16 protein-coding genes and 5 tRNA genes are annotated in these 24,474 nt (G+C 44.7%); 12 read left to right on the top strand and 9 right to left on the bottom strand.

Annotated elements, in window-relative coordinates; genetic code table 11:
* Positions 1 to 14: 14 nt before the first annotated feature.
* Positions 15 to 1,103: an alkene reductase gene (locus ACAY30_RS09670; RefSeq protein ID WP_290251747.1), complete on the top strand. Its 1,089-nt coding sequence runs from the start codon at positions 15 to 17 to the stop codon at positions 1,101 to 1,103.
* Positions 1,104 to 1,229: 126 nt separating this feature from the next.
* Here the strand turns inward: ACAY30_RS09670 and ACAY30_RS09665 are convergent, their stop codons facing one another.
* On the bottom strand, positions 1,230 to 3,572 hold the full coding sequence (locus tag ACAY30_RS09665; RefSeq protein WP_290251746.1) for a carbohydrate binding family 9 domain-containing protein: 2,343 nt from the start codon (positions 3,570 to 3,572) through the stop codon (positions 1,230 to 1,232).
* A 265-nt stretch (positions 3,573 to 3,837) separates the two neighbouring features.
* Between ACAY30_RS09665 and ACAY30_RS09660 the strand changes: the two genes are divergently transcribed.
* Positions 3,838 to 4,548, top strand: a complete 711-nt coding sequence (locus tag ACAY30_RS09660) for a DUF599 domain-containing protein (RefSeq protein WP_371190269.1) — start codon at positions 3,838 to 3,840, stop codon at positions 4,546 to 4,548.
* Between the two features lie 105 nt (positions 4,549 to 4,653).
* Positions 4,654 to 5,172 (top strand): DUF2919 family protein, encoded by a 519-nt coding sequence (locus ACAY30_RS09655; protein ID WP_290251744.1) that lies wholly within the window; start codon positions 4,654 to 4,656, stop codon positions 5,170 to 5,172.
* 194 nt (positions 5,173 to 5,366) lie between these two features.
* On the opposite strand, the gene ACAY30_RS09650 is transcribed toward ACAY30_RS09655, so the two are convergent.
* Positions 5,367 to 6,239, bottom strand: coding sequence for an MBL fold metallo-hydrolase (locus ACAY30_RS09650; RefSeq protein WP_290251743.1), 873 nt, complete (start codon positions 6,237 to 6,239; stop codon positions 5,367 to 5,369).
* 730 nt (positions 6,240 to 6,969) lie between these two features.
* Here ACAY30_RS09650 and ACAY30_RS09645 point away from each other — a divergent pair.
* Entirely contained in the window at positions 6,970 to 11,991 is a 5,022-nt protein-coding gene (locus tag ACAY30_RS09645) for a S8 family serine peptidase (protein ID WP_290251742.1), read from the top strand.
* An 89-nt stretch (positions 11,992 to 12,080) separates the two neighbouring features.
* Here the strand turns inward: ACAY30_RS09645 and ACAY30_RS09640 are convergent, their stop codons facing one another.
* Together ACAY30_RS09640 and rnhA are read right to left on the bottom strand one after the other, a co-directional pair.
* Positions 12,081 to 13,391 carry an IS4 family transposase gene (locus ACAY30_RS09640; RefSeq protein WP_371189879.1) on the bottom strand — a complete coding sequence of 437 codons (1,311 nt, stop codon included), beginning with the start codon at positions 13,389 to 13,391 and terminating at the stop codon, positions 12,081 to 12,083.
* Positions 13,392 to 13,741: 350 nt separating this feature from the next.
* Positions 13,742 to 14,209: a ribonuclease HI gene (gene rnhA / locus ACAY30_RS09635; protein ID WP_290251867.1), complete on the bottom strand. Its 468-nt coding sequence runs from the start codon at positions 14,207 to 14,209 to the stop codon at positions 13,742 to 13,744.
* 93 nt (positions 14,210 to 14,302) lie between these two features.
* Between rnhA and dnaQ the strand changes: the two genes are divergently transcribed.
* The 6 genes from dnaQ to ACAY30_RS09605 all read left to right on the top strand — a co-directional run bounded on the left by dnaQ (position 14,303) and on the right by ACAY30_RS09605 (position 15,718).
* A complete protein-coding gene (gene dnaQ / locus ACAY30_RS09630; RefSeq protein WP_290251868.1) occupies positions 14,303 to 15,031 on the top strand; it encodes a DNA polymerase III subunit epsilon in 729 nt (242 codons plus the stop codon).
* 178 nt (positions 15,032 to 15,209) lie between these two features.
* Positions 15,210 to 15,286, top strand: a tRNA-Asp gene (locus ACAY30_RS09625).
* A gap of 38 nt (positions 15,287 to 15,324) precedes the next feature.
* A tRNA-Asp gene (locus tag ACAY30_RS09620) sits at positions 15,325 to 15,401 on the top strand.
* A gap of 26 nt (positions 15,402 to 15,427) precedes the next feature.
* Positions 15,428 to 15,504, top strand: a tRNA-Asp gene (locus ACAY30_RS09615).
* 33 nt (positions 15,505 to 15,537) lie between these two features.
* Positions 15,538 to 15,614 (top strand) — tRNA-Asp (locus ACAY30_RS09610).
* 27 nt (positions 15,615 to 15,641) lie between these two features.
* Positions 15,642 to 15,718: transfer RNA gene (locus ACAY30_RS09605), tRNA-Asp, on the top strand.
* An 89-nt stretch (positions 15,719 to 15,807) separates the two neighbouring features.
* On the opposite strand, the gene ACAY30_RS09600 is transcribed toward ACAY30_RS09605, so the two are convergent.
* The gene (locus tag ACAY30_RS09600; protein ID WP_290251869.1) at positions 15,808 to 16,947 is read right to left on the bottom strand and encodes a mechanosensitive ion channel family protein; all 1,140 of its coding nucleotides are present in this window, start codon (positions 16,945 to 16,947) and stop codon (positions 15,808 to 15,810) included.
* A gap of 234 nt (positions 16,948 to 17,181) precedes the next feature.
* Between ACAY30_RS09600 and ACAY30_RS09595 the strand changes: the two genes are divergently transcribed.
* On the top strand, positions 17,182 to 17,619 hold the full coding sequence (locus ACAY30_RS09595) for an SRPBCC family protein (protein ID WP_290251870.1): 438 nt from the start codon (positions 17,182 to 17,184) through the stop codon (positions 17,617 to 17,619).
* 240 nt (positions 17,620 to 17,859) lie between these two features.
* On the opposite strand, the gene fadE is transcribed toward ACAY30_RS09595, so the two are convergent.
* Positions 17,860 to 20,328, bottom strand: a complete 2,469-nt coding sequence (gene fadE / locus ACAY30_RS09590; protein ID WP_290251871.1) for an acyl-CoA dehydrogenase FadE — start codon at positions 20,326 to 20,328, stop codon at positions 17,860 to 17,862.
* 486 nt (positions 20,329 to 20,814) lie between these two features.
* Between fadE and ACAY30_RS09585 the strand changes: the two genes are divergently transcribed.
* Positions 20,815 to 21,675, top strand: coding sequence for a class II glutamine amidotransferase (locus tag ACAY30_RS09585; RefSeq protein WP_290251872.1), 861 nt, complete (start codon positions 20,815 to 20,817; stop codon positions 21,673 to 21,675).
* 108 nt (positions 21,676 to 21,783) lie between these two features.
* On the opposite strand, the gene ACAY30_RS09580 is transcribed toward ACAY30_RS09585, so the two are convergent.
* From ACAY30_RS09580 to purM, 3 genes are all read right to left on the bottom strand, one after another.
* On the bottom strand, positions 21,784 to 22,548 hold the full coding sequence (locus ACAY30_RS09580) for a DUF3108 domain-containing protein (RefSeq protein WP_290251873.1): 765 nt from the start codon (positions 22,546 to 22,548) through the stop codon (positions 21,784 to 21,786).
* 97 nt (positions 22,549 to 22,645) lie between these two features.
* Positions 22,646 to 23,296, bottom strand: a complete 651-nt coding sequence (purN, locus tag ACAY30_RS09575; RefSeq protein ID WP_290251874.1) for a phosphoribosylglycinamide formyltransferase — start codon at positions 23,294 to 23,296, stop codon at positions 22,646 to 22,648.
* On the bottom strand, positions 23,296 to 24,336 hold the full coding sequence (gene purM / locus ACAY30_RS09570) for a phosphoribosylformylglycinamidine cyclo-ligase (RefSeq protein WP_290251875.1): 1,041 nt from the start codon (positions 24,334 to 24,336) through the stop codon (positions 23,296 to 23,298). The genes purN and purM overlap by 1 nt, the downstream gene beginning before the upstream one ends.
* Between the last annotated feature and the right edge of the window lie 138 nt (positions 24,337 to 24,474).

The raw sequence follows: 24,474 nt of genomic DNA, 5'->3' as shown, positions 1-24,474 counted from the left end.
TATATGGAGTTTTTATGAGCCACTATCCACACTTGATGCAGTCGTTACAGTTGGGGGATATTACTGCTGAAAATCGCGTATTAATGGCACCTCTAACTCGAACACGAGCGTCTGGTGATATTGCCAATGAGTTAATGGCCGAGCATTATGCACAGCGCGCTAGTTCAGGCTTACTGATCGCTGAGGCAACGGCGGTGATGGCAAACTGCGCTGCGTTTTTAAATGGCCCCGGTATTTACTCACCAGAGCACGTAGATGGTTGGAAGAAAGTAACTGACGCGGTACACGCGAAAGGCGGTAAAATATTTTTGCAAATTTGGCACGGTGGCAGAGCCTGTCATCCAGACTTAAACAATGGCGTCACCCCCGTTGCCGCCAGTCCGTTGGCAATTACTAACGATGAAGTACACACCAGTGACGGCAAAAAAGCTTACACCGTACCCAACGCACTAACAAGCGACGGTATTGCTGAGATTGTTGCCGGCTTTAAACAAGGGGCAGTATACGCCAAACAAGCCGGTTTTGACGGCGTTGAAGTGCATGCGGCGAATGGTTATTTACTCGATAACTTTCTACGTGACGGCAGTAACCAGCGAGATGATCGCTACGGTGGCAGTGTTGAAAATCGAGCACGCTTATTGTTTGAAGTTTTAGACGCCGTAGTCGATGTTTGGGGAGCTGGCCGTGTTGGTGTGCGCACCTCACCTTTAAATAGCTTTAACAGTATGCACGATAGTGATCCGATTGGCTTGACCAAGTATTTAGCAGAGCGATTTAATGACTATCACTTGGCTTATTGGCACCTAATGCGCAGCGATTTTTTACAACAACAAACTGGTGATGTTATCAGCCCTGCACGAGCACTCTATCGAGGTAATTTAATTGCCAATATGGGTTACACTGCTGATGAAGCAGAAGAGGCTATCGCCTCAGGAAAAGTTGACGCCGTGGCTTTTGGTGTGCCCTACATTGCCAATCCGGACTTAGTGGAGCGCCTGGCGAGTAATACGCCGTTAAACAGTGCCGATCCTGACACCTTTTACCTAGGTGAGGCTAAAGGCTATACCGATTACCCATTTATCAATCAAACGGTTGATCAGTAACCGCCGTGTATATAACGGCGAATATAGCGATAACGCTGTTATTACAATAAACAAAGCCTAACCAGCTATCCGCAACCAAAAAAGGGATCGCAACGCGATCCCTTTTTGCACAACTCGCAAACCCCATTACATCCATGCATAACTCATTTTCAAGAACACATTGCGATGATCCCGAATAAGCGAACGCTGTTGGGGTCTATTGATTGCGTTGTCAGAATAACCTAAGAAAAACACCGTTTGCGGGTTGAGTTTGTACGAGTATATTAACTCAGTTGCTAAGTAGCGCTGTTGTTGTTCGCTAACGTCGAGCAGGGGGTTATTATCAAGGTTATAACGGGTGTTGTTGAATAACATGTTCAAGCGCAACAAATGATTAATATTGAACGCGTAAGTTAGGCGAAAATCAGTAATGTTTTCACGAAATACATAGTCATTATCGACGTCGAGTTGCGCATAGACTAAGTTTAATTGCGCTTCTAAATGAGATGTTACATTCCAGGTGAGGTAGGGCGACAGCTCATATATTTTACCGAGCCGATCATTGTTGTAATCTATGCTATCACCAACGCGACTAGCGGCACCGATGACTAGGTTGTTTACCGGTTGAGCTTCAGCATATAAATCAACATAGGTAAGTGCGAACAAACTGGTATTGTTATCAATGTCTGTTTGGTTGGTGTTATAGCGCAAACCCACGCGTTGCTCATCGCTGACCACCAGATCGAACAGCGACTGCCAAGGCCCTTCAACGGTGGCGCTTAGGCGCTGACTTTTACTAATAAGCTGTCTTTTTTGATTGTGTTCAATATTGTATTGCGCGCCGAGTGTCAGCGTTGACCACCAACTGCTATCGCTGTAGAAATAGCGATTTAAGGTGCTGGAAAATTTGGTGTAATCGTTGTGGGTTTGAAAGCCTAAATCAGCGCGAAAATACTCGGAAATATCTTCGTAGCGGTTGTCAAAGCGCCAGTATTCACTGCTGTGCTGATAGCGTAACTGGTAGGCTGCGCCGCTAAATTGCTGTTCAGAGGCATCGTTCAATGATGCTAAATAGCAATAGTCGTCGGGGCAATAATCGGTAAATAGCTGTTCGGGATAACGGGTGTTAGATTGCAATACTTGTCCGGTTATGGTGTCACTATCGGTAAGTTTAAGCTTACCATCAACCCCACTGACATAGTTATCATAGCTATCGGCGTCGCGCATAGTGGCAACCGCCCCAATAGATAGATCGTCATTTATATCGTAGCGATACCTAAACGCACCGGATATATTCTGCTCGTCAATCACTGAAACGGTTGAAAAAAGATTACCGGGTACAATAAAACTGGTGCTATTGTCTTCACTTAAGAAGCCGGCGAAAGAGTGCTTATTACTGCGAGCAGTCAGTTTTGAACCCCACTTAGGGTCGACGACATTACGGGTATAAACTAGGTTAAATGGGGTAGAAAAATACTCGGCATTATCGAGAAAAAAAGGGCGTTTTTCATCGTAAAAAAGCGCGCTCGTTTTATTTACTGACAATTGACCGCTGTCAGCTTCAACCGTTGAAAAGTCAGGGTTTATGGTGGCATTAAATAAAATGTCTGAACTTATCCCCCAGCGAATGTTAGCCCCAAGGTCAATCTCATCAGTATCTTGCCATGCACCGAGTTCCCGGTTATCGCTGTATACATTTCTGTTTTCTTCAATGCGATATACCAAGGATGGCGTTACTAATAGGTTGTCGCCTAACTCGGCATCAGTAAAGCCCTGTAAGTCGTCCATTTGACAAACCCAGCAGTGGTTGTCTTTATCGATTGGCATATTTGATATGCGCAAAATAGTGTCGCGCGGATAAATGCGAATTAACTCAAAGCCCCAGCGTTTGATGTCAATATTTTCATCAAAGTTAAGCTCGCGGTAAGGAATGGCCATCTCGACTTGATAGCCTTGGTCGGTGATTTTACCAAAAGCAGGCCATATCGCATCCCACAGATTGTTATCATCACCCGTCATTTCATTAGTTATGCCGTCGTTTTGCACGCCCAGAGGATTAACGAAAAACTTGTATGCCAAGCGATTGTTGTTAAAGGTATCTAACTTTATCCCGACGACATCATCGGCAAAGGCTTTATCTCGGTCTCGATAAAAACCGCGAATCTGCTGAGGGTTGGGGTCGTTGGCAATGAAACCTATGTATAAGTTTTCCCCATCTTCGTATAAATAGGCTGTGGTATCTATTGGACTTTTAGTGTTGTCATAGGGATAGTTGACGATGTTTAACTCGATTTTTTTCGCGTCTTGCCAAACAGGTTCGTCGAGTTCACCATCGAAATTAATTTGATAATCAAGTTGGGGAATGTCATAGGTCTTTGCCGTAGCATAAACGGCTGGGATGTTGAATAAGCACATGGCGAATACCAACTTACTCAACTTAGCAAGGGCAAGCCAAGCGTGACTAAATGCAATATTAACGGGCAAAATCATGACAACAACCTATGTTTGCTCTTTTTATTATAAGAATTCTACACGACGCGGAAATGGCCAAAAACAGTCGTTTCTACGCCGTGGAAAGTACCTACCCACTATGCCATAAATCGCTTTCTTGTGTAATAATATTGTAAAAAAAATATGTATAATGACAGGCGGTAATACTTCGGTTTATACAGACTAACTGTATGTTATATTTAAACTTAACAGCGTGTTATCATGTGCATTATGGATTGACATGATATCGCTACAGGGGAATAACGTGGTATTAAGTGTGATTGATATTGCTGCGGTATTGATATTTTTTGCTTGCTGGGTTGGCTACACTCAATTTTCGCGCAGAAAAGCCAAAGATACCGTTTGTATCGCGCGCGTGTTGCATCAGCATCGCATTTATTGGATGCGACAAATTTTTGATAATGATGCACGTGTATCGCATGCCAGTTTACTGGCTAATTTAGAGCGCCATGTGGCATTTTTTGCCTCGACAACATTGCTTATATTGGCAGGTTTACTCACTTTATTTACGCAAGTCGATAAAGTCACCGAGGTGCTCCAAGCGATCACCATCACGCCGGATCAAACAACGCACACTATTCAATTAAAATTAGCTTTGCTGGTGCTGATTTTCGTATTTGCATTTTTTCAATTTACTTGGTCAATGCGTCAATACGGTTTTCTTAACATTATGATCGGTGCATCGCCAGTAGCTTATAAAACTCAACAACCGCATTTACTCGATTACGCGACACAAATGGGCATCGTCCAAGATCAAGCCGGCCACGCCTATAACTACGGCCTGCGTTCGTATTATTTTGCCCTGGCTGCGATTGGTTGGTTTATTCATCCGTTGCTGTTTGTTGGTGCCAGTATATGGGTCGTGTACGTACTCTATTATCGAGAGTTTCGCTCTAAAACATTAAGAGCTATCGGTGCGGGCATCGAAAACTTAAATCAGCACGACCAACAATGAGCCAAACTCGACAGCGCTTAAAAACTTTGATAAAACCAGCGTTAGCGCCAAATGTACAGGGCGTTTTGATCCTTTGGTAAAAGCCGTGTTTTAGATAAGTAGTAAATGATGAATAAGCAGTTAGCACGTTTTTCGGTAAACGATTTTGATAAATACAATTGTTTGAAAATATCGATTTGGTATTGGTTAACGATTGCGTTTTTGATCAAAGGTTACGTGGTCGCTTTATTGAGTTTGAGTAACATGCGAGATAAATTAGCATTTATCCGCTATGTATATCCGAATCCTGACAGTTTTTACACCAGCCTATTAACCGGCATTCCCGGTATCCTTTTGCTTGTCGTTATATTGGCGCGGCGACCCGGTGCCGCAACCGTGATCAAGCGCCTGTGGCGCAAGTTTTATCATCTATTGGTTGTGGCAGTTATTGTTGAAACTGTATTCGTGTGGTTGTTGGTGGAGCCTGATTATAAATCACAGGTCGTTAGCGCGTTAGCGCAAAGTGCGCTGAGCTTAGCCCTGTTAGGTATTTTAGCATTTGATCACAGAGCGAAAATTAATTTATCTGAGTTTCCTGAACCAATAGAAACTGAGCCGAGTAACGGAAAAAAGCAAAAGACCTAATACGGTAATGGCTTCATTATCGTTATATCGAGCCTGTCGTGTTGCGCCAATGTCAGCAACTAACTAAGTCGTATTGTCACCGCACACCTCACGAGTTTCCTCAATACTAACAACAAGCCCCGAGGTCCCAGTTGATAGCGTCCTGGGGCGTCGGGGCATCGCAACTTATTCAATCGAGGTTTACATATGTCGTGTCAAGACAGGCATTCAATACCGCGAATCGGGGTTTTAAAATAGTGCTGTTGATCGCATTCCGCGTCTGGTAATTGGCCTGCTTGAATATTGCACTGTAGCGAAGGAAAAATCAGCTTGGGGTTGGCCAGGGTTGCATCGCGTGCATTGCGCAGCGCAACGTACTCTTGCTCACTTACGTGCTGATTAATTTGAATGTTATTGGCTTTTTGCTCGGCTACCGTGGTAATAAACTGCAATGCTCGTCCATTGGGCTGATAATCGTGACACATGTACAGTTTCGTCTCATCGCCAAGCGCATAAATTTTTTGGATAGACTGGTAAAGAGTGGCCGCATCACCACCTGGAAAATCACAACGCGCAGAGCCCGAGTCCGGCATAAACAAGGTATCACCAACAAACGCATGGTCGTTTATCACATAGGTCAATGAGTCATTGGTATGACCTGGGGTTTCTAGTACCTTAATGGTGTGTTCGCCAAGTGACAGTTGGTCTCCTTGCTTGAGCAATAAATCAAACTGTACGCCTTCGGTATTAAAGTCTTTTGCTAAATTAAATACCGTTTTAAAGGTTTTTTGAATAGCTCTAATATTGGCGCCTATGGCGATTTGCCCACCGAGTTTTTTCTGCAGGTAAAATGCGCTGGAAATGTGATCGGCATGAGCGTGCGTTTCAAGAATATACGTCAGCTTGAGGTGTTTCGCTTGTATAAACTCAATAAGTTTACTGCTGTGTTGAGTATCAATGCGACTTGACACAGGATCGTAATCGAGTGCGGGATCGATGACCACGCATTCGTTACTGACATCATCATAAACAGCGTAACTAATGGTAAACGACGCTTGGTGGAAAAAGTGTTGGATCTGTAATGCCATAATCTGCTCTTAGAATATTATTTATTAGTGAGACTATCGGCATGCATACTGCCTGATTGCTTTTAGCTGATCAAGGCTAAAATGCGTTTTAAGACTAATTTATAGCAAAAATGCATAAGGGGGCTAACAGCCAGCGTAAATGATGTATACAGAGGTTTTATTTAAGGGGACCGAGAGATTTTGGCAGTTGTTAAGTTGTGCAAGTCTCATCTTGAACTATCCGATGCAATTAACGGGTCTCAAATAAATCCCACCTTTTTATTATTTCACATTGGACAAATACGTTGTGATCGTTGTGTGCTACGTGTTTAATGCGACAAGGATAGATCCCACCTCCTTTAATGACTTGATTTGTCGGCTAACTTAGACGGTTATCGCAGATTATTTAGGCGTTACCAACATCAGGGTTCAACACCCCAGTACCAAACCTTGCCACTTACCCGTATAAGTTCTCCAATAATTGCAGCATTTACTGCGTCATTGCGACTAAACCCAACTGCAGTCAGCTATTGAAATCGCCTGAAATACCTGCTGCGTGTCGATGATACCTTGCCTCACCTTTTACGCATGAAGCTTCGTCAGTTTTGTTAATAAGTTGTTATACAAATTGCTACACAAATGTCATTGATTGATTTTTCATCGTTGCGGTAGTTTGTTTCATTCGAATGAAAGTTCGAATACATGGAAGGAAATTTCCTTTTACTTAAAATAATAATTAAGAAAAGAAGTTATGATAAATAATAAACAGCTATTTAAAAAAAGTTTAATAGCCACTGTCACTGCTATGTATGTCGGTTCCTCCGGCGTGGTAGTGGCTGAGCCAGGGGTCAAAAAAGTCCCTGGTACGAGTTTCTATGAACCCACTTTTACCGCTGAAGATATCGCTCAGGTACAAAAAGAACGTCAGCATTTCTTAAGTGGTGATGTATTTATTGGTCAACCGGGTGTTGCTAACAAAATCATTAACCCTCGCAGCCCAGAGCAAATTTTCCAAGCCGAGGAAGGTGTAACAGGCAAGCGTCAGTACATTGTGCAACTGGACGATGAACCTCTTGCCACCTACGACGGTTCCATTTCGGGACTGGCGGCGACTGCCGCCCCAAAAAACAGATCTCTGATGGCTCGTGGACACGTGAATGTTAAGTCTGCGGCTGCGATTGATTACCAAAACTATCTGGTCTCTCAACAAAAGCAATTTGTAAACCAGGTACGAAGTAAAGGCGCAACTGTAAAAGTAGAAAAGCGTTTCACGCTTGCCAATAACGCAATGCTGGTGGAAATGACCCAGCAGGACGCGCTATTAATGGCTCAGCAGCCGGGCGTAAAACGCATCACCCCAAACCGTATATTTGAGCTTCGTACCGACCGCGGTCCTGAGTTTATTGGCGCCGATGCGGCTTGGACTGACACATCAGCACCTAATGGTGTGGGGGCCAAAGGTGAGGGCATGGTGGTAGGTATCATAGATACCGGTATCAATACCGACCACGTCGCTTTTGCCAGTGATGAAGAGTATACCAACTCAAACCCCTTCGGCCCTGGCGTTTTTGTTGGTGACTGTGTTGAAGATCCAACGCTTTGTAATGACAAACTGATTGGTGTTCGCTCCTATTCGGAAATCACCGACGTGTATTCTGCACCAGAATTCCAACAGTATTCGTGGCAGTCAAAGATGATTCGCCCAGCTAACGGCGAAGACTACAATGGTCACGGCTCTCATACCGCCAGTACCACTGCCGGTAATATGGTAGAAAATGTACCGCTGCAAACCGTTGACGGTACCGAAACCAGTGATGGTGTCGATTTACCATTTAACTTTCCAAAAACTTCCGGTGTAGCGCCTCGCGCACATATTATTTCCTATCAGGTATGTTGGCCAGGAGGCGCGGGCGATCCATACGCTGGTTGTCCAGAATCTGCGATCCTATCAGCGTTTGAAGATGCCATCGCCGATGGTGTCGATGCGATCAACTTTTCAATCGGTGGTGCAGAAAACTTTCCTTGGGAAGATCCAATGGAGTTGGCATTTTTATCAGCTCGTGAAGCGGGCATTAGCGTAGCGGCTGCGGCAGGTAATTCAGGCCCATACTATTGGTCTGCAGATCACTCATCTCCTTGGGTAACGACCGTTGGCGCCACTAAGCATGATCGGGTTATCGATGCCGGTAAAACGTCTATTTCAGGCTTTGAAGGTGATGCACCAGCATGGCGCATTCCAAGCTCGCCGATTACAGGTAAAGGCTTTACCGAAGAAATTACCGGTGAATTTGTATTAGCGTCCAGTTTCCCAGACCCAGACGAAAACGATGCGTACTCGCCATACTCGTGTAACGTGCCATTCCCGGCAGACACATTTACGTCAGATCAAATTGTTGTTTGTGAACGCGGCGATATCCCTCGTGTTGATAAAGCGAAAAACGTTGCCGCGGGGGGCGCTGGAGGTATTGTATTAATTAATACTCAATACGGTCAGGCGACTGTTGCCGACAACTTTGTAATTCCAGGTATTAATGTTGCTTCTAACCATAAATATAAACTTGAGAATTGGATCAAGAACTCAACGTCGGGTACCGCTCGGGCAACCATCAATGTAGCAACCAACGATTACTACATGGATGAAAACCAGGCCAATAACCTGGCTACTTTCAGTTCCATGGGACCAAGCCGTACCAACAACACGCTTGTTCCGGACTTAGTCGCACCGGGTGTTGATATTTATGCGGCAAACGCTGATGACCAGCCATTTACCATGTATCCTCGTGCGTCCGACTGGACATTTATGAGTGGTACCTCAATGGCAACACCACATGTAACAGGTGCAATGACGTTATTGAGCCAGTTACACCCAGACTGGACACCGGCGGAAATCCAATCGGCATTAATGCTGACCGCTGGTGATGTGTGGTTAAACAATGGTTATCAACTACTCGAGCCTTATTACAACTTCATGGCCGGTGCCGGTTCTATTAATGTAGAACGCGCCAACAACACAGGCCTTGTCATGGATGAAACGATTGAAAACTACATCAATGCTAACCCACGTAACGGTGGCTTTGATAACTGGTTAAACATTCCATCTATGGTAGAAATGGAGTGTGAAGGTACTTGTACCTGGATGCGCACCGTAAAAGCCACCAAAGATGGCAGTTGGACGGTTACCGGTATCGGTCAGGAAGAGGGCGTAGAGATTAGCGTTTCTCCTGCCAACTTTACACTGAAAGCTGGCGAAACCCAGAGCATTATCATTAAGGCATCACTGCCTAGCATTATTGAGCAAAAAGTCGACCCGAGTGAGCCAGGAGCGCCTTGGGAAGTGGAGCTAAACAACTTCGCATTCTTTAACGGTAAAGTTGTGTTAAGCGAAAATAATGGCAATGCGCCGGATGTTCATATGCCTATTGTTGCAGCCAACGTGGCGGCGCAGTTACCGGTATCTCACAATATCGATATCACTCGTGAGCAAGGTTTGGACACCATTATCGTTAACACCGATGATTACTCCCAGTTAACGCCAAGATACTATGGTCTGGTGAAGCCAGAAATTCATAGCGCAGAGTTGACCACGGTAAGTCCATTCTTGTCGAATAACAATATTGAGAAAGGCTGGGACATTAGAGCGATTGAAGTGCCGGCAGGCACCAAACGCTTAATGGTGGAAGTGCAATCTCACGATTATAGCAATCAATTTATGGAGGATAATCCAAGATACGCGAGCTTTAATCCATTTATTGCCGTAGGGATAGACAAAAATGCTAATGGCAGTTTTATTCCGACCGAAGAACAGGCTGCTGAAGGTATTCACATGCGTGATGAGTACCGCGACGAGGTGGTTTGTTTATCGAGCTCACAAGCAGAAAACAATTACTGTAATCTGATTGACCCAACGCCAGGTACGTACTGGATAGCAACCATGGCCATTAATGGTTCAACCGGTGAGTCCACAACCATCGATACCGGTGTTGCCTTAATCGGTAACAATTCAGACAACGGTCAGCTGAGTATAACGGCGCCAGTATCGCATGACGGAAATGGTGATTACCCGCTGACTATCGGTTGGGATATTCCGGGTGCGAAGAAAGGTGATAAGTACTATGGTGGTTTTGACCTAGGCAATACCGCAGGTGCTGAAGGCACTATCGGCTTTACTGCATTGAATTTCACTCACACTGGTGACGCAGTGAGCTGGGAAGTCAGTCAGGATAGAGCAAAATCCATGGACGTTATCGACGTTACCATGAAGGTTAAGCCAAACCTGGAATCAGATGATCGCAATTATAACTTCGCCATTACGCTACCAGAAGGCATGCGCTTAGCACCGGAAACCGTCAAAGCGAATAATCCGCAAATCAAAGCAGCTATTCAGGCTGATGAAAATGGCTTGACGTTAGCGGGTACGCAGTTATCTACTCGAGATGTCATGCGTGACTATGTCATGACCACTAACCTCACCGATGAGATGTGTCATACACCTCTGATTGATGAGTATTCAGACGGTGGTTATATCGACCTGCATGGTGAATACCGCATGCAACCAAACGCCGAGTGGATGGTGGGCGATCACAGAAATTACGTCGATGCACCGATTGACTGGCTGTTCTGGAATCACGACGCGAGCTTCAAACTTTACAATCAGGAAAATGGTGGTTTTATGCGTATGCACGCGGTAGGAGCCATGCAGTTTAACCAAGCGTATTGGATGATGCGCCTGCATCGTGGTCCAGGCTTCCTGTATGAGTCACTTGCACCTTTCTGGCGCGGTAGCTTTACCATGGATTACCTGCGCAATCCGGACAACCCTCGCGGTTTAACCATTGCATCGCAATACGCTGTGGAACGTCCAGATCTGGGAGATTTATTATTCCTTGAGTTTGATAACGTGACCGACAGCAATACCGGTGATGAATTCGACTTTGAAATGATTCTGCGCAGCGGTATTGACGATCATCCAGGCATGCATGAGATCATCTACGCATACGATAATCTCGGTGCCGATCTGGCCAAAGGTGTGGTCATGATTGAAGGTTTCGATTCTCCATTCTCCGTTAATGTGGGTCCTAAAAATGATTATCTGTGGAAAGTGCTTGGTTTTGATAACCTCGACCAAGTTTTACAAGATGACTTGGTGGTATGTTTCGACTACGTAGGTCCGGAGCAAAGTGAAATCGAAGTGTCATTCAAAGTTGCGGTTCAGCCAGAAGCGACAGGCAAAGACTTAACGATTAACTTTGACTACGACCTTGAAGGTCAGGACAGCGTGGCTTTAAGTCATAATGTATCGGTTTCCAGCAACCTGAAAATTGCTGAATTCGCGGACATGACGGTTGACGAGAATGGTCGCATTGATGGTATCGAAGTCTTCTATGTCGACGGTAACAAAGTGCCAAACACTATCGAAGTAACCGGTGAGAATATCAGTGCAGAAATCGATGGTGATACGTTCAACCTTATCCCTGATGCTGATACGCATGGTGAAACCATGGTTACGGTTACGGTTCGCGATATAGAGCATGCCAGTGACTTTGCTTCGACAACATTTATGTTGACGGTGATCTCCGATGGCATTGAAAAAGGCTGTACGGATAGCGAGGCATCAAACTACGATAGCAATGCTAACGAAGATGACGGTAGCTGTGAGTACGAAAAGGATAAGGACAAAGATAAGCTAAAAAATAAAGAGACAGAGTCAGGTGGTACTATGTACTGGTTACTACTGATCGTCGCTAGTGCGTTACTGCGCCGACAAGCAAAATAATATCGCCTTTTCAGCAACACATATTTTGTTGAAGGGGATTGATTTGATTGTCCTTTAAATAAAAGAGGGTCTATTGAGACTAATGCCGTTCACTTAAGGTGAGCGGCATCTTTATTTTTAGGGTACCGTGTTGGTCTTGGTTTCACGGTTCTTGGAAATGTTCTCCCCCGCCGTGGCTCCAGTATTAGGCTATCAGCCATGGAGTAGAAGTGCTTAAGCTGGCGTGGAATCGCTCCTGGTGAAGAGTACGGTAATCCGACGAGTAGCCGCATTACATGCGCCAAACTTCCGTTGAAGCTCAACTGGTATGGAAGGTAATTCCCTTTGAGCGTTTGACACATTTTTACCATCTGATATCGAATTAGGTTGTAAGTCAGAAGTATTCCCCAGAGTTCTTGCTTTACAAGCTCTGGCAACCTGCTTCTCAGCGTTAACCTATTGCCAAGCATATATTGTTTTTGCTCTCGATATCCAAGTTCAATCTCCCATCTATGGCTATATAAATCGCCGATATCGGCTGAAGGATATCGCATAGGGTCAATCATTGACGTGAGTACACTTTGACTTTTGCCGTTTATTTTTCGCGTAATCAACCTTACTTCAATATCGTTCGGAAGCTCTGGCCACAGCTTCCTCGCTCTGGGATTTGAGGTCAGTCGAACCAGTTTGTCATTACGACCAAGGCTTCTGATAACGTCATATTGAAGGTTCTTCTTCAGTGGTATTAGCCAGTGTCTTTCATTTCCTGTAGATTGCCATTTATGCAATAGCCCAAGAGAATAAAACCCTCTATCAAATAATGTCAGACTGTTATCGGGTGTCGATTCTATTAGCTTCTCGGCTAATACCATCTCATTCACGGTATAATCATCAAACGCGCTTCCTGTAATTAAGTGGCTACTTAATTCCATTTGGCACACCATTCTCACTTGAGGGTATTGTGTGTTAGTCGGTTTCGTATATGCGCTGTTGTTTTCTTTTGAGTCGTCTGTCCGCCATACAACACCATCGACTCCAAGCAAGGTTAATCCATTCCAATGAGGGTGCTTAGCTTCTTTGTTCCAACGTTTTTGTGTACAGTCAAATAAAGCTTTCATAGCTGCTTCGCCAAGATTCTTGCGACGCTGAGTCAAAGCGCTAGGAGCAACAAAAGGTTTTCCATCTCTATCTACTATATCTAGCATGTTTACAACGTCAGCCATCGATTTATCGTTGTATATAGCCATTCCAATCAATAACCACGCCATAGACTCTAGAGTGAGCTTACGTTTTCTTAAGGTGACCGTTTCTGTCAGTTCATATGCTTCTTCAATCAACTCAAGTGGTAATAAATCAGCTAATGTTTCGACTTGGCTAGGCCTAAAGTGGTTAATTGAGTCGAGAGCGGTAGAAAGTTGCATAAAAAAATCCGTAATCAGAAAACTGATTACGGATTTTGCATGATCGTTTAGATCGGTCAACCGATCATTTTCTTAACTGATCGGCATTAGTCTATTAAGACCCTCTTTTACTATCTTGAAAAACTTTTAAACCATTAAGCATCAAGCGAGACTGAGTCGCTGCTGATATCAGTATCAATCTGCAGTCATTTACCTGACAAACATCTGTCTAGACAAGCCCTGCCCATTAAGCTTAAAAAAAAACTCTGGCATAGAAGTCAAAGGTGTTATTTGACAAACTTGATGTGACCCGTAAAAACGAGTACCGCACACCTGATTAGTGCCGCGTACTATTTACTGATAAACCGCTACTAGCTTGGCTTGTATCCGCTATCTTCTAACAAGTTACTTTGTTCGGCGGCGTTACGAGCTAACTCGTCACAACGTTCGTTTTCAGGGTGACCACTGTGGCCTTTCACCCAGTGCCATTGCACGTCGTGTTTGTTGGTTTGTTCGTATAGTTGCTGCCACAGGTCAACGTTTTTGACCGGCTGTTTACTGGCCGTGCGCCAATTGTTTTTTACCCAGTTGTGAATCCAGCTGGTAATACCTTGGCGCACGTATTGGCTGTCGGTGGTTAGGGTGACGCGACACGGCTGCGTGAGCGCTTTTAAGGCGGCGACACAGGCCAACATTTCCATTCTATTATTGGTGGTTAAGCGATAGCCTTGACTCAATTCTTTGCGAATGTCTTTGTATATCAGTATCGCCCCATAGCCACCCGGACCTGGATTACCTAAGCAAGAACCATCGGTGTATATTTGCACGTGTTTTGTCATTTTGTTTATCACTGAATGTTTTTTAAAGGCAGTTTATCAGGTAATATGACAAGGATATAGCACGGTTAAATATTTATTGAGTTAGCAGGTATTATGCAGCAGCAAGAAGAACGACTCATTGTCCTCGATACCGAAACCACCGGTATCGATCCAAAGCAAGGGCATCGCATCGTAGAAATTGGTTGTGTCGAGTTGGTAAACCGCAAGTTCACCGGTCGAACGTACCACGCCTACATTAATCCGCAAATGCACATGGAACAAGAGGTTATTAATGTTCACGGTCTAACCAACGAGTTTTTAGCGGACAAGCCGCTGTTTAATCAAGTGGTTGACGAGTTTATTGATTTTATTAAAGGTGGCGAACTGGTCATTCACAACGCTCGATTTGACGTTGGTTTTATGGATCATGAATTTGCTATGACGCGTCGCGGTTTGCCGATGACCAGCGATATTTGCACGGTAACCGATACATTAAAAACGTCACGTGACGAATTTGGCTCACCAAAGACGCTCGATTTTCTCGCCAAACACTACGGTGTTGAAAAGCTTGTCGACCGTACCTATCACGGCGCTTTAATCGATGCTCAGTTGCTAGCCTACGTTTACATTGAAATGACGCGCTATCAAAATACGTTGTCACTTCATCAAGAACAAGAAGGTACGCAGGCAGATGGTATCCGTCGTTTGAGCGCTAATCGACCGCCACTTCGCGTTGTCAGTGCGTCTGAACAAGAATTAGAGGCACATGATCAGCGGTTGAGCGCAATTGAGAGCAAAGCAGGAAAAACTATCTGGAGACAAGAGGCGACACTTGACGCCTAAATCATTTTTCAGGTGAATAATAAATGTGCAATGCAACGGGTTTGTGTTGGCAAAAGCAACGGATTGATTAACAAATGTTCGCTTGAACATTTTTCTTAAAAAAGTTGTTGACTCATGACAACAGTACCCTTATTATTCGCCCCGCATTCAACGACAACGTGTTGAATTAAGCCTTAGCGGAGTGGTAGTTCAGTTGGTTAGAATACCGGCCTGTCACGCCGGGGGTCGCGGGTTCGAGTCCCGTCCACTCCGCCAATCTTGTTTGATGTGTTGTTGTCGTTTATATCCTAAGTGGAGTGGTAGTTCAGTTGGTTAGAATACCGGCCTGTCACGCCGGGGGTCGCGGGTTCGAGTCCCGTCCACTCCGCCAACGATATAAACATGAAAATCCTATGCGGAGTGGTAGTTCAGTTGGTTAGAATACCGGCCTGTCACGCCGGGGGTCGCGGGTTCGAGTCCCGTCCACTCCGCCAACGATTTTCAAAAGTTTGCATTATATCCTATGCGGAGTGGTAGTTCAGTTGGTTAGAATACCGGCCTGTCACGCCGGGGGTCGCGGGTTCGAGTCCCGTCCACTCCGCCACGATATAAGTTTGCAAGATTCCTATGCGGAGTGGTAGTTCAGTTGGTTAGAATACCGGCCTGTCACGCCGGGGGTCGCGGGTTCGAGTCCCGTCCACTCCGCCACGTATCTTCAGCTGTATCGTCATAAATCGCCTCAAGGCGATTTTTTTGTATCTGTCGCCTGATAAACCCCTTCATTCGCCAATTTAACTTCACTCTCTTGGTTGCTGGTTTAAATGCAACATAGCTGTTGATGGTAGATCATCATCACGACTCATTGAGTGCTGTTTAATATAAATGTCGTGTTTAGAGTAGGGGATTTCGATACGGCAATCAGCAAAGCGTTTATAAATGGTAGTCAATACTTGGTCGGTGATACGTCCGCGAAATTGTGGCTCTCGTATCCAGCCCATTAATTCAAACTCAAGACCTGAGTCACCAAAGTTTCGAAATCTTACCACTGGCTTTGGAAAATCACATATATCGTTGTCTTCATCGGCTATCGATTGTAAGGTCTGTCGTACTTGGTCAATATCACTGCCATAGGCAACCCCAACCTTGCAGCGGATACGATAAGTCGTATTCGGGCCACCCGATTCATTGATCACTTTTGTATTGCCAATAACCGAGTTTGGTACCGTAATTTCGATATTATCTCGGGTAAGTATGCGTGTGCTACGCAGGCCTATGTTGGTCACTTCTCCTCGTTCCCCAGATTCTAAAACGACGCAATCACCTATTTTGTAGGGCGCATCCGCCATGATAAATACCCCTGAAAATAAATTGGCTAGGGTATCGCGAGCGGCAAAGCCTACGGCAATACCGACAATACCAGCTGACGCTAGTAGTGCCGACATGTCGATGTCCCAGCTCGATAAAATGTAATAGATCGACAATACCCATATGACAATCATTGCCAAATTGTGAAACACCGGTAGTGTTTGTGGAGTTAACATTGGAAAATGATTCTCGTTATTGGCCATTCTCTGCAATAAAATTTTGGTTACTTTAAGTAAGAATGCCGTCCAAAGTATCAGTAACAGGCTAATAAAAATCGGGATCACTATGGTCGATATAAACCTTGATATGGGTACTAAGGTATTAGCAAAAATAAAGGCGAGTACAAAAATGGTATAAAACAGGGGTTTACGCAGTAAATTTATGAGTGATTCGTCTAAGCCAAGGTTGGTTTTGGCAATGACGATACGCAACCAAGCAATAACAATTCGGTCTAAAATCCAAGCGACGATCCATGCCAGCAGCAGTGCCAGGGCTGTATGTAGTAATGAATTTTGTGCAACGACGTTAAAAAAAGCGGTCAGGTTATCGCCAACGGTTTCTAGCGTATTCATTTTTGTTATCCTTAAGGGTCATAACTGGCGTTAATGACTGGGGGAGATTATTAAATGGATATGATAAGTTTATGAAAACATGTACTTATTGCCAGTTTACGTGAGAAAGTAGGCTGATAAATATCGCAACTTTGCGGGTAAATGTGGTCAAATTACCGGCAAACGATCAATTTGTAAAACTTGTATTTACCGGGTTCTATCTTATAGTGAAGGCATTCAATTTACGGAGCCCACATGAAATACACGGTGACAATTGACATTGATGCCAATATTGAACGGGTTATCGATTTATTCGATAACAGTGAGAATATGCGTCATTGGCAACCAGATTTGATCAGTGTAGATACAATCAGTGGTGCGCCTGGCAAAGTGGGCAGTGAAGCGCGTTTGGTTTATCAAATGGGAAAGCGAGAGATCGTGATGACTGAAGTGATCACTAAAAAATCGCTGCCACAAACGTTTAACGCCGTGTACGAAACCGCTAATGTGTGGAATTTAGTTGAAAACTCATTTATCGATCTTGGACAGGGACGGACTCGATGGGTGTGTACCAACGAGTTTAAGTGCACTGGCTTTGTTCGAGTGTTGTCTCTTCTTATGCCAAATATGTTTAAGCAGCAGTCCATTAAACACCAGCAGTTATTCAAAGATTTTGTCGAAAACGCCTATTAGTTAACGCGCCTTGCGTTGTCCGCTTTGATTGCGACTTGCTCGCGATTAAATATCTCCACTCTACAACATCAATAAAGGTTTTAGCTAAAAGCCGCTGTCATGTGTAGGTAAGTTATCTGGCGAGGGAGCGACTAGCACGCAAGCTGTTGCGCATTAGCTGACAAAAAGGCCGAATCAATTGATTCGGCCTTGGTAATTATACTGTATTTTACCTAGGCAAAATACGGGATAATGTGTTTTTTAAGCTGCTTGCTCGTCTTTATCAGCACTATTATTTGCTAAATGCTTTTCTTTATTAGCAACCAACTCAAACGGATCAAAGTCATCAACATTAATAACCGCTTTGCGCTGTGCTTCAGTTAAGATCATTAGCTCGCTTTCTTGCTCGCTAATAATGCCTTTCTCTAGAGCCATTTGGGCTAGCTGGTCAAGGTTGATAATGCGATGGCGTTGCGATGTTGCCGCGTTGATTTTATCAACAATAGCTTCGACCTGAATAATATTTTCAAGCGTCACTTCAAGTTGACCAAATACATTACCATCGGTCTTGTCGAGGTATTGTCCTTGGCCAATGCGGTTACGGGTCTCACTTGGCACCTGTAAAATACGCGCTACCTTGTGGTCAAGCTTGTCTGATGGTTTGGTCAATGACGGGCCAAAAGGCATCACCATCAGTTTGAACGCTTTACCGACAAATGGTACTGGGAAGTTCTCACAGATATCCTTCAACGCTTGTTCGCACTTGTACAGGCTATCTTCAACAGCCCACATCATCAATGGCTTGTCTTCAACTTGACGACCTTCATCGTGGAAGCGCTTCAACGTTGCCGAGGCGAGATAAAGGTAGCTTAGCACATCGCCTAATCTGGCTGAGATGCGTTCGCGACGTTTTAAGTCACCGCCTAACAGGGCCATTGATAGGTCCGACAGAAGAGCTAAATTAGCGCTGAACTTGGTCATTTGACGATAGTAATGACGCGTTTCATCTTTAAATGGTGCTTTGACGAAGCGCGTGCCAAAAAAGCCGAACAATTTAGAGCGCACTAAGTTAGATAAAGTAAAGCCGATGTGACCAAATAGCGCTTGGTCAAAGTCTTGCTGACCTTGTACCATATCTCTGTTGTTTGCCGCTTCCATTTCTGCCAATACGTAAGGATGACAGCGAATCGCACCTTGACCGTAAATGATCATATTGCGAGTTAGGATGTTGGCACCTTCTACGGTAATGGCAATTGGCGCACCTTGATACCCACGGGCTAAGTAGTTGCTAGGTCCCATACACACGCCTTTACCGCCGTGAATGTCCATTGCATCACTAATACAGTCACGCATTTTTTCGGTTAGGTGATATTTACAAATGGCCGAAATAACCGACGGTTTCTCACCTAAATCGACAGCGCCTGTCGACATTGTGGTGACTGCGTCCATAAGATAGGCATTGCCGCCGATGCGCGCCAACGCCTCTTCGATACCTTCCATCTTGCCAATCGGCAGTTTGAACTGACGGCGAATGTGGCTGTATGCACCTGAGGCCATTGCGGCTTGCTTAACCCCACCAGCAGCGTTAGACGGTAATGTGATTGCTCGACCAACCGACAAACATTCAACCAGCATGCGCCAGCCTTGGCCGGCCATTTTTGCACCGCCAATAATGAAATCGAGCGGCACGAACACGTCATTGCCTTGGGTTGGACCATTTTGGAATGGAATGTTCAACGGGAAGTGACGACGACCAGTGATCACGCCATCTATGTCGGTTGGGATCAAGGCACAGGTAATGCCAAGGTCTTCTTCATCACCCAATAAGTTGTCAGGATCACGCAACTTAAAGGCCAAGCCTAAAATTGTCGCAACAGGTGCCAAAGTAATGTAGCGCTTATTCCAAGTCAAACGCATACCGAGCACTTCTTCACCATTGAATGTACCTTTACAAACGATGCCGTAATCAGGAATGGCACCAGCGTCTGAACCCGCTTCCGGACTGGTTAAGGCAAAACAGGGGATCTCCTCACCAGTCGCCAAACGCGGTAGGTAATAATCTTGCTGCTCTTTCGTTCCGTAGTGCTGCAATAACTCGCCCGGGCCTAATGAGTTAGGCACACCTACGGTACTTGCCAATACAATTGAAACGCCGCTTAACTTTTGCAGTACGCGCGATTGAGCGTAAGCACTGAACTCGAGTCCACCGTATTGCTTCTTAATGATCATCGCAAAAAACTTGTGATCTTTTAGATACTGCCAAATATGCGGCGGTAAATCGGCTAGCTCATGAGTCACTTCCCAGTCGTCGACCATACGGCAAACTTCTTCTACTGGGCCGTCTAAAAACGCTTGCTCTTCTTGCGATAAGCGCGGTTGTGGGAAGGTGTGTAATTTGTCCCAGTTAGGCTCGCCTTTAAACAACTCGGCTTCGTACCACGTCGTACCCGCATTGAGTGCTTCTTTTTCGGTAGATGACATTTCTGGCATCACCTTTTTGAACATTTCGAGTAGTTTGTTACTGATTAATTGACGGCGCAAACTGGTGACGTTTAATACAGCGGCAATGGCAATGAATACTAGCCAACTGAAAAAGCCAACCTTCGAGAATGCGGTGCCAACAATCATTAACACAGTATAGGCAGCGGTAAATAACCCTAAAGAGGCCCGAGCATACGCTAGGTAACTCGTGACCGCGATAAAAACGAGTAAGCCAATTAAAAATTCCACGTTAACTCCTGTTGTATTCTTTATTATGGTAAGAGGTCTTACCACTTAAGCTAAGCATAAATACAATTGAAAACATTTTCAAATGTTTTATTTGCAAACTTGGATAACAATTTTTCCTTATACAAGAAAGTGTTGGCAAGAAATGGCGAGAGTAGACAGCGAGTCTGGGCAACCGCGTTACAGCTGACGTTGCCAATAAAGCACATTTTTAAGCCGCAAAAGTTATTTATATATACGTATAAAGTATAATTTAGTCTCAATTTATTACGAATTTATGGTGCCAATTTCGCCAAAAACGGGTAGTTTAAATTTGCCTATAGCGCTCAGCTTAACGAGCAATAACGGTGAGCTTTTTATTTAACCTCAACCTCATCCACTCATTGGCGGGCAAAACCCTAGCCGAATGTAAGCGCACGCTGAGTTAGCGATGATTTGATACGAGAAAATCAGTGTTGGTAACACCAGATCAATAGAGGAGAAAATACCATGTGTGAATTGTTGGCGATGAGCGCGAATGTGCCAACAGATATCTGCTTTAGTTTTGCGGGGTTGATCCAACGCGGCGGAAAAACCGGTCCCCATAAAGATGGTTGGGGCATCACCTTTTACGAGGGTAAAGGTTGTCGTACCTTTAAAGATCCTCAGCCCTGTTATCGCTCTGAAATAGCCCAATTGGTCAGTCGTTATGCGATCAAAAGTGAGGCAGTTATATCGCACATTCGCCAGGCTAACAGCGGTGGCGTCAATTTAGAAAACACTCACCCATTTACGCGAGAACTGTGGGGGCGAAATTTGACTTATGCTCACAATGGTCAACTTGATGGCTATCACATAGCACTGCAAACAACATCGTTAACAGCTATTGGTAGCACCGATAGCGAACAGGCCTTTGTTTGGCTGATAGAGCAGTTGCGAGAAAAATTTGGTCACCGCAAACCCGACAATGAGACGCTTTTTGCTTACCTTGCACAACTGTGTGTCGCGATTAACCAATTTGGGGTGTTCAATATGATTTTATCCGATGGCGAGTTTGTGTTTGCTTATTGTTACAACAATTTACACTACTTGACCCGTCGCGCACCGTTTGGCCCCGCTCGTTTGAAAGACGCCGATGTCACCATTGATTTTACCCAAGAAACGACCGAGCGTGATATTGTCACTGTAATAGCGACAGCACCACTAACTATTGACGAGCGCTGGACAAAAATGCAGAGCGGTCAATGGTGCGCCTTTATTGGCGGGCAACTGATAGCAAGTGGACAGCTACAAGCCCCTAAGGTGAAGTCGCATATACAATCTGACCTCAAGCCATCAACCTTGCCTGCTGAGGCTGATAAAGTCAACTGACGGCCAACACATTTGACGGTCAAGACGCTAAGTTAGTGGTAACTAGAGTAAGCTGTGCAGGGCAGCGAAGTGGCATACGCATAAGGTCTTGTTGTCAAATGTGAGTGTTTACTCACCGAGAGGTGTTTTTTCTGTTGTCGCATTCTCGGTTTTAACACTGACCAGTTTCACTTCAAATTCTTTCAAACTGCCGTCTATTTGGTGCAACTTAACCATTAGGTTGCCGAGCTCTGGCGCGAACCAAACATACGTGGTTTGTTTGTTGCTTTTTTCGCGCTTTAATTTTATCGCCTTAACCTCGCCATAAGGCACGCTAATTTGTTCCTCACCCATGTATTCATAGGTGTAGTTTTTAACATTGCCCGATGTGGTCAAGGTGGCGAAATCGAAGTGTTTAATCCCGTTTAGTAAATTTAAGCGCGATTGAAGGTGGTAACTGAGCTTACTTTGCAAGCCTTGTGGCCAGTCGATATCGATGGTTTTTTGTTTTTTTAAGTCAGTCACTTGTGACTTTTGTCGATTAAACGACCACGAATATCGCTTGTCTTTGCCTGTGCCTTTGCGAGTCGAGTGATAGGTGATTGGAATAACTTGGCCATCGATAATTTTATTGGTGGTTACCTCACGGCGATGATCTGAGAAGATCAGCCATTCGATGTCGGTTTGGTAACTGAATTCAACCGTGTTATCGGCGAGGTTTTTTAGTGTACGAGTGGCTTTACCGACCGTGTTATCGTCGTGATAAATGTGGTACTGGGCGGTAAAATTTGGCAGTTGCGAGACTTTATCAGTGTTAACTGCAGGCTCAGCAGTTGCTGATGGTACAACACTGCTCAACGCAATCAGTATGAGAGATAGAAGTTTACTGCCCATATACACCCTTTAACTAAACTATTGATAATAGTCCTTTGGAGTATACAGGCAGAACTTAGTTCCATGTCAATGGTTTTATTGTCGCTCGGTGGCGGACCTAGTCGTTAGCATAACCGTTTTCAGGTAACACATTACCGTCAAGAGTCACACCAGCATCGCCTACAGATAATCGACCAGAGCAAAACCAATCGACCACAAGTGGGTAAATTCGGTGTTCTTGTTCGTGTACTCGCGCTTGCAGATCAGCGACGCTATCACCGGCAAAAATAGGCACCTTAGCTTGTAAAATAACGGGGCCACCGTCAAGTTCTTCGGTGACAAAGTGAACGCTGACACCATGTTCTTTGTCGCCAGCGTCAAGTGCTCGTTGATGGGTGTTTAAGCCTTGATATTTGGGTAATAAAGACGGGTGGATATTTAACAACCGACCTTTGTAATGCTGAACAAACTCTGGAGTCAAGATGCGCATAAAGCCAGCAAGAACAACCAAATCAGGTTGCCAAGCATCGATTTTATTGATCAATGCATGGTCGTACTGTTCGCGACTCTCAAATTCTTTATGTGATAACACCAGATTAGCTATGCCGGCTTTTGCTGCGCGCTCTAATCCAAAAACATCGGCTTTGTTCGACACTACACCAGTGATAGAACCCGCTATTTTGCCGTCAGCACAGGCGTCAATAATGGCTTGTAAGTTACTTCCACTGCCAGAAATCAGAACAACAATATTTTTGTTTTCCGAGCTCATTAGTTAATTTCCACCTGCTCATCGCCATCGTTAGCAGTGTTAATTTGACCAATATGCCAAGCTTGCTCACCATGTGCGGCTAAGATTTCTAAGGCCTTGTCTTTTTGCTCAGCTGGCACAGCAATGATCATACCGACACCACAGTTAAAGGTGCGATACATTTCATGGGTAGTAATATTACCTTGCTCTTGTAGCCAATTGAAAATGGCAGGCCATTGCCAGCTATTGCCATCAATCACCGCTTTTGTTCCCTGCGGTAATACGCGTGGAATATTTTCCCAGAAGCCACCACCAGTGATATGCGACAATGCATTAGCTTTAACCTCTTTAAGCATAGCTAACACAGGTTTCACGTAAATGCGAGTTGGTTCTAATAAATGCTCGGCGATACTCTTGTCACCTAACATCTCGCTAGTATCGGTGTTGTTCACTTCTAGAACTTTGCGGATTAAAGAAAAACCATTCGAGTGAGGACCTGACGACGCAAGCGCGATTAGTTGATCGCCAGCTTGCACATCATCACCAGTTATTAACGCTGACTTTTCAGCAACACCGGTACAGAAACCAGCGATATCGTAGTCGCCTTGATGGTACATGCCAGGCATTTCTGCGGTTTCACCGCCAACTAAGGCACAACCAGACTGAATACAACCTTCAGCGATACCTTTAACGACATCAGAAGCAACGTCTACATCAAGCTTGCCAGTTGCGTAGTAGTCTAGGAAGTACAGTGGCTCAGCACCAAGTACGAGTAAGTCGTTAACGCACATCGCTACTAAATCGATACCGACAGTGTCGTGTTTCTTCAGATCAATTGCCAAGCGCAATTTTGTGCCAACACCATCGGTGCCTGAAATTAATACCGGCTCTTTGTAGCCTGCAGGAATTTGGCACACGGCACCAAAGCCACCTAAACCGCCCATAACCTCTGGACGAGTGGTTTTTTTAACTGCGCCTTTGATGTTTTCAACTAATGCATTGCCCGCATCAATATCAACACCGGCATCTTTGTAGCTTAATGATTGTTTTTGCTCGCTCACGATGAACCCTTAAAATGTTTTGCTGTCTAGGTTTACAGAATGTGTAACCTAAATTTTTGTCGAACTTTTCACGGCGCGTATTCTACCAGTGCTTAGAGCGATATAAAATGTTTCTCAGAAAATATTTTTTTTCTAGCC

The organism is Thalassotalea ponticola, from assembly GCF_041379045.1.
GTDB classification, from domain to species: Bacteria; Pseudomonadota; Gammaproteobacteria; order Enterobacterales; family Alteromonadaceae; genus Thalassotalea_A; species Thalassotalea_A ponticola.
The sequence above is the reverse complement of the archived record's forward strand: the minus strand, read 5'-3'. Positions and strand labels throughout refer to the sequence as shown.